Annotated in this window: 6 protein-coding genes; 1 reads left to right on the forward strand and 5 read right to left on the reverse strand. The window is 63.9% G+C overall.

Annotation, left to right across the window (positions count from 1 at the left end):
- Positions 1–1223: 1223 nt before the first annotated feature.
- The gene (gene pstS, locus ABYB95_RS14180) at positions 1224–2282 is read left to right on the forward strand and encodes a phosphate ABC transporter substrate-binding protein PstS (RefSeq protein ID WP_372659214.1); all 1059 of its coding nucleotides are present in this window, start codon (positions 1224–1226) and stop codon (positions 2280–2282) included.
- 57 nt (positions 2283–2339) lie between these two features.
- Here the strand turns inward: pstS and ABYB95_RS14185 are convergent, their stop codons facing one another.
- The 5 genes from ABYB95_RS14185 to ABYB95_RS14205 form a co-directional block, all read right to left on the reverse strand.
- The gene (locus ABYB95_RS14185) at positions 2340–3248 is read right to left on the reverse strand and encodes an AEC family transporter (protein WP_372659215.1); all 909 of its coding nucleotides are present in this window, start codon (positions 3246–3248) and stop codon (positions 2340–2342) included.
- A gap of 45 nt (positions 3249–3293) precedes the next feature.
- The gene (locus ABYB95_RS14190) at positions 3294–3743 is read right to left on the reverse strand and encodes a DUF1850 domain-containing protein (protein ID WP_372659216.1); all 450 of its coding nucleotides are present in this window, start codon (positions 3741–3743) and stop codon (positions 3294–3296) included.
- 6 nt (positions 3744–3749) lie between these two features.
- Positions 3750–4223 (reverse strand): acyl-CoA thioesterase, encoded by a 474-nt coding sequence (locus ABYB95_RS14195; protein WP_372659217.1) that lies wholly within the window; start codon positions 4221–4223, stop codon positions 3750–3752.
- A 9-nt stretch (positions 4224–4232) separates the two neighbouring features.
- Complete coding sequence (locus ABYB95_RS14200; RefSeq protein WP_372659218.1) at positions 4233–6257, reverse strand: TRAP transporter permease; 2025 nt, start codon at positions 6255–6257, stop codon at positions 4233–4235.
- A 96-nt stretch (positions 6258–6353) separates the two neighbouring features.
- The coding region (locus ABYB95_RS14205; protein ID WP_372659219.1) for a TAXI family TRAP transporter solute-binding subunit at positions 6354–6681 on the reverse strand (328 nt) is incomplete at its 5' end.

The following is a 6681-nucleotide window of genomic DNA, read 5'->3' on the forward strand; positions in this document are numbered from 1 at the left end:
CTGGAGCTGGAGCTGGAGCCGGAGCTGGAGCCGGAGCCGGAGCCGGAGCCGGAGCCGGAGCCGGAGCCGGAGCCGGAGCCGGAGCCGGAGCCGGAGCCGGAGCCGGAGCCGATGTGCGCTTGACCCAGTATTTGTACCAGCGACCAAAGAATTGTTCGAGGTTGCTATCCGACGTGGTGTCGGCCACGGGGGCGGTCACGACAGTGCCTTGGCCGAAGAAGCTTCTTTGCGCCAAGGCATCGCCGCCACCGCAAGCAGCGAGCACCGCCAGCGAGACCACGGTCAGCAGACCTGGCAGCGTATTGCGGCTCGTTCTTGAAGCCAAGACCGACCCAGTGAAGACCTGTGCAGAGATGACGCCACCACTGTGCAGGGGTTTTTGCGGGCTCGAATCGGATCGATTCGAGCGGTAAGAAGTTTGATTGACGACGCCCACGCTGTGCACCTTTATTGGGTTGAACTAATGAAGTTCAACTCTAAATGGCAGAAAAATGGGGAATGCTGGAAATCGGATGAGATGGCCAATTCGGACGATGTGCGGTTGGATTTCGGTAAGGAATTGTTTGGAAAAAATGATTGCGCACCCTAATTTATTAGTCAAAGGTCGGTGAGTAGTACCTGTTGAGGGCGTCAAAAAATGCTTTGAAAGGCTCTTTTTTGTGAAAAATTCGTGAAATATCAACGGCTTTCTAGTGCCGATAAGTTGGATATTGAAAACTATCTAACTCATTATGGGGAAATGGCAGGTGTTTTTTGTGCGATACGTCACACGGCTGCGGTGGCTGAAAAAAACCGGCTACATCGGCCAATGTCCGGGTTTCTGAATGTGAATTTCATTTGATTTGTCGAAATACGATTTTCCAATTGTTGGAATGTGTTTCCAATTGTTGTGGATTCATACGGGAGTAATACATGTGGCCGGTCTTTCGGGGTCAAATGAAAACCCTTTGCTGGTTTTGATAAAGCCAGAAATAGCGCGAAAAATCGGGTCCCGGTGCCGTTGGGCGGTGCCAGACGCCGGTCCATGCCCCCGCTGGTCGAGCCCTGCGCTGAGGCCGGCGGCCCAGCTGCGTGCCGTGGGTGGACTTGCGGCAGCACGGGCGGCCTGCGCCGGGTGGGTGCGAACTGTCATATGCCCGGGTTAAATTGCCAGGTTTGCCGCTCGGCATACGGGGTCTTGTGCCCCAGCCGTCTTTTCTTCACCTTGTCTTTGTTGCCACCCCATGAAAATCTCCCGCTCCACCTGGTCGCTGCTGGCGCTGTCCTTGCTGTTGGTGCCTGCCCTACAGGCCCAAGGTCTCGAAATCACGGGCACCGGCGCCACGTTCCCGGCCAAGGTGTACCAGCAGTGGGCGGAGCACTATTCCAAGGATGCGGGGGTGTTGCTGAGCTACAAACCGGCGGGCTCGTCGGCGGGTGTGCGCCAGATCCAGGCGCATGCGGTGGACTTTGGTGCGTCCGACGTGCCGATGAGTCCACAGGATCTGGAGCGCCACCAGCTGTTCCAGTTTCCGACCCTGGTCGGTGGTGTGGTGCCCGTGGTCAACTTGCCCGGGGTCGCGCCCGGCGCGCTGCGGCTGGACAGCACCGTGTTGGCACGCATCTTCGCCGGACAGATCCAGTTCTGGAACGACAAGTCCATCCAGGCGCTGAACCCGGGTCTCAAGCTGCCCCCTCTGGCCATCCAGCGCATCGTGCGCGCCGACGGCTCGGGCACCACCGAGGTGTTCGTGCGCTACCTGCAGCAGTCCGCCCCTGAGGCCGCTGCACCGATCCAGGCACAGGGCGGGCGGGCCCAGTGGCCGGGCCACACGCAGGGCGTGGAAGGCTCGGGCAAGCTGGCCCAGGCGGTACGGGCCACCCCGGGGAGCGTGGGCTACATCTCGTCCGACTACGTGCTGAAAGAGCAGCTCGCCCCGGTGCAGCTGCGCAACAAGCGCGGCGACTGGGTAGATCCCACAGTGGCCAGCTTTCGCGCTGCGATCCGCCTGGGCGGTTTGTTCAAGAACGATCTGGAGGCCACACCGCTGATCGACATCGATGGCATCGGTGTCTGGCCCATCGTGACCGCCACCTATGTACTGGTCCCGCGGGAGCCGGTTTCACTGGAGCGGGCCGGGCGCACGCTGCACTTCTTCTACCGTTCGTTCCTGCTCGGCGACAAGGCGGTGGCGGGGTCTGGTTTTGCCCCCTTGCCGATCGCAACACAGGCGCGCATCGTGTCCTTGCTGTCTGGTTTTCGCACCCAGTCAGGGCAGCCGGTGCCGGTGCTGGGGTTTTGAACCGGCACCGCTGGAGCGGCCACCAGGCGGATCGTCGCCGCGCTGTGAGCGAGCGGGTCAGCCGCCCAGTACCCCAAGCGCAAACGGCAGACTGAACATGCCCAGCAAGGTGGACAAGGTCACCAGGCCGGCCACGTAGGCCCCGTTGTAGCCCATGCGCGCGGCCAGCACGTAGCAACTCGAAGCGGTGGGCACGGCCGAGAACATCAGCAAGATCGTGGTCTGGGTGGGGTCGAGACGGAACAGCAGCGCCAGGCCGAACGCCATGAGCGGCATGCCCAGGTGTTTCACCGCCAGCACCAGCACGCCCAGGGTCTTGGCGTCCTTCAGCGAACCCAGTTGCATGCCGGCCCCGGCGGCCATGAGGCCCAGCGCCAGCGAGGCCTGGCCGATCCGGCTGACCGTCGGGTCCAGCCACGGCGGGATGGAGAAGCCCAGCAGATTGGCCACCAGGCCCGAAGCCGTGCCGATGATGAGCGGGTTGCGCAGCAGTTCACCGGCAAAGCCTTTTTGCGCGTGTTTGGCCATGGGCCAGACGGCGCCCACGTTGAACAGCGGCACACACACGCCGATCAGCACCGCGATCAGCAGCAGACCTTCTGGCCCGGCCACTTTGCTGGCCAGCGCCAGGGCGATGAAGGAGTTGAAACGAAACCCGATCTGGGCACTGGCCGCGTGCAGCCGCGCGTCAAAGCGCTTGCCCAGCCAGGGCCAGTAGGGCAGCGAATACGACAGCGCAATGCCCGCCACACCGAGCGACAGGCCCGCGCCCATCAGGTGCGAGGTGGACGACAGCTCCAGCGGGCTTTTCACGATGGAGTGGAACAGCAGGACCGGGAACAGGAAGTAGTAGACCAGGCTCTCGATGGGCTCCCAGACCTTGCGGTTGAGGGCGGTGAAGCGGCAGAGCAGGTAGCCGATCAGGATGAGCGAAAAATCGGGGAAGAGCAGTTGGGCGAAGTTCACGCGGTGGAGGATAGCGGGTTGGGCGTTGGCAAACGGATCTGGGGGTCAATCCCGGGTCGCCGACTGCTCGCAGGCGGTCAGCAGGGTGATGCCGCCGTCCGACGGCAACCAGCGGCCCAGCGGCTCGCAGTGGCCGCTCACGCACCATTCGTAGTCGGCGGTGTAGGCCGAGCGGGTGAGGCGCAGGCCGTGGGGCGACCACATGCGGGGCGTGTATTCGTACCAGCCCTTGCGCAGCACCGCGTCTTCGGGCGGTTCCATGCCGGCGGCCGAGCCGCGCACGCGGGCGGTCAGCGCTTGCAGAACCGGCGCCTCGCCTGGGCGCTGGCCTGGTGCCACCGCGTAGTCCTCTTCCCAGCGCACTTTTTCGATCGAATGCGTCCAGGCCAGTGTGAAGTGCGTGGTGGGCACAAACACCACCGGGCCGGGCGCAGGGTCGACCGAGCCACCGGTCACCGCGGCTGCCAGCGCCAGGCAGACGCCTAAACCCGCCATGCCGCTTTATTGGATGGCCGCATACCGGTGCTCCATTTCCCGCCGCACTTCTTTGCGCACGGCCGCCGCACCGTAGCGCCTGCGCTCGTCGGGCGTGGTGGGTTGCAAGGCCGGCACCGGGATGGACTTGCCTTGTTCGTCCACCGCGACCATGGTGAAAAAGCAGCTGTTGACGTGCCGGGTGGCCTGGGTGCGGATGTTCTCGGCAATGACCTTGATGCCGATTTCCATGGAGGACTTGCCGGTGTGGTTGACCGAAGCCAGAAACGTGACCAGCTCACCCACGTGGATGGGTTGCAGAAACAGCACCCGGTCCACGCTCAGTGTCACCACGTAGGTTCGGGCGTAGCGGCTGGCGCAGGCGTAGGCCACCTGATCCAGCAGCTTCAGGATCGTGCCGCCGTGGACATTGCCGGAGAAGTTGGCGGTGTCGGGCGTCATCAGCACGGTCATGCTGAGTTGGTGTGCGGGTAGTTCCATGGGACCGTCTTATGCGGACGCCTTGGCCAGGCGGCCCGTGTGCCAGTAGTGCCACAGCACAAACACGGCCACCGCTGCCAGGCCGACCTCGTCGGTGAAGGGCAGGGCCACCACCAGGAAGCTGGCCGCCACAAAGGCCACCACGCGCTCGACCGGGTTCAGCGGACCCTTCAGGTAACCAATCGCGGCGGCGCCCCACATGGCAATCGCCACCAGCGCCTTGAACACCACGTAGGCGGTGGCGGTCCAGCCACCATCGCCTTGCAGCATGAGCGCAGGGCTGTACACCGCCATGAAGGGCACGATGAAGCCCGCAATGGCCACGCGGATCGCCTGCAGGCTGATCTTCAGGCCGCTCTCGCGCGCGATCGGCGCCGCCGCGAACGCCGCCAGCGCCACCGGCGGCGTGAGGTCGGCCATGATGCCGAAGTAGAAGACAAACATGTGCGACACGATCAGCGGCACGCCGAGTTCGAGCAGCACCGGCGCGGCCAGCGAGCTGGTGATGATGTAGTTGGGGATGGTGGGAATGCCCATGCCCAGCACCAGGCAGGTGAGCATGGTCAGCAGCAGCGCCAGGAACAGGCTTTCGCGCCCGATGGCGATGATGTGGCCACCGAGTTCGGCGGCTACGCCAGTGAGGTTGATGATGCCGATGATCACACCCACCAGCGCGCAGGCAATGGCCACCGGCAGCGCGTGGCGCGCGCCTTCGACCAGGGCCTTCACGGCCAGCGCGCGCGCATCGGCGCCGACGCGGCGGATAAAGGTCAGGGCCACCAGCACGGCGGCGAGCACAAAGAAGGTGCCCACGCCAAACTGGAAAAAGCCGGCGCTGGCGAATCCCAGCAACACCCAGAACAGGCCACGCAAGGCCAGACCCTTGACGCCGCTGATGACGGCGGCGCCGAAGATCAGCAAGATGGTCAGACCCAGGCCCACGGTGCCCGAGAACAATGGCGTATAGCCCGAAAACAGCAGCCCCACCAGCCCGGCCAATGGCAGCAGCAGGTACCAGCGCTGGCGCACGGCGGCCAGCGGGTCGGGGCATTCTTCTTTGGGCAGACCGACCAGGCCTTTGCGCCCGGCTTCCAGGTGCACCATCCAGAACGCGGTGGCGAAATACAGGATGGCGGGGATCAGCGCGGCCTTGACGATGTCGACGTAGGGCACGTTGATGGTCTCGGCCATGATGAAGGCCACCGCACCCATCACCGGCGGCATGATTTGCCCGCCCATGCTGGAGGTGGCTTCCACGCCGCCCGCAAACGCCGGGCTGTAGCCGAAGCGTTTCATGAGCGGAATGGTGAACTGGCCGGTGGTGACCACGTTGGCCACGCCCGAACCGTTGATCGTGCCCATGAGGCCGGACGAAATCACCGACACCTTGGCCGGGCCACCGCGTGTGTGGCCGACCGTGCCCATGGCGAAGTCGTTGAAGAGCTGGATCATGCCGGCCTGCTCCAGAAAGGCGCCGAACAGGATGAACAGGAAAATGTAGGTTGACGACACGTAGGTGGGTGTGCCGTAAATGCCTTCGGTGCCAAAGGCCAGGGTGCTGACCACCTGGTCCACACCAAAGCCCCGGTGCGCCAGCATGCCGGGCAGGTACTGGCCAAACAGGCCGTAGGCGAGAAAAATGGCGCAGATGAGCGGCAGGCCCCAGCCCATGGCGCGGCGGGCGGCTTCAAACACCAGCACCACCGTCACCACGCCGATCACCCAGTCGCCGGTGATGAGTTCACCCGCGCGTTGCGTGAGGTCGGCCTCGAACACCCAGTGGTAGAAGCTGAACACGAAACCGACGGTGCCGAGCAGCCAGCCCAGCGCGCGCCAGAACGCGTTGCGCCCGCCCATGGGCGGGTAGAGCGCGAACACCATGAGCAGCACAAAGCCCACATGGATGGCCCGCACCACCTGGCTGGAGATGGGGCTGAACGCCGCTGTGACCAGCTGGAAGCTGGAGAAAAGAATCGCTATCCAGAACAGCGGGCCGGTGAGTCCGCTGGGTTTTGTCTCGTTGTCGTTGTGCATGAAAACCTCGGGTCAACAGAATGGGAAACGGCCCTGATCGGTGTGGCGTTCGTTGCGCCCGGCCCGTCTGTGCGGGCCTGGGCGCAAGCGCGGTCTTTACTTGATGAGGCCGACTTCCTTGTAGTACTTGGCGGCACCCGGGTGCAGGGGCACGGGCATGCCCTTGATGGCGTTCTCGCGCTTGATCGCCTTGGCCGCATTGTGCGCGGCGTAGAGCGTGTCGATGTTCTCGTACATCTGCTTGGCCATCTGATAGGCCAGATCGTCGGAGACACCGGCATGCGTGACCAGGAAGTTGGGGATGGCGGCGGTGGCCACATCGGCGGTCTGGCCGGTGTAGGTGTTGGCCGGAATCACCGCCACCTGGTAGGCGTCGTCACCGACCTTGGCGATCACATCGGCGGGCACCGGGATCACCACGATC

The sequence above is a fragment of the Hydrogenophaga sp. genome, from assembly GCF_041633695.1.
In the GTDB taxonomy this organism is placed as follows: Bacteria; Pseudomonadota; Gammaproteobacteria; order Burkholderiales; family Burkholderiaceae_C; genus Hydrogenophaga.

Bases quoted from the DNA above. Each gene is read 5' to 3' on its own strand.
- pstS (WP_372659214.1), top strand. From the start codon at position 1,224: ATGAAAATCTCCCGCTCCACCTGGTCGCTGCTGGCGCTGTCCTTGCTG.
- ABYB95_RS14190 (WP_372659216.1), bottom strand. From the start codon at position 3,743: ATGGCGGGTTTAGGCGTCTGCCTGGCGCTGGCAGCCGCGGTGACCGGT.
- ABYB95_RS14195 (WP_372659217.1), bottom strand. From the start codon at position 4,223: ATGGAACTACCCGCACACCAACTCAGCATGACCGTGCTGATGACGCCC.
- ABYB95_RS14200 (WP_372659218.1), bottom strand. From the start codon at position 6,257: ATGCACAACGACAACGAGACAAAACCCAGCGGACTCACCGGCCCGCTG.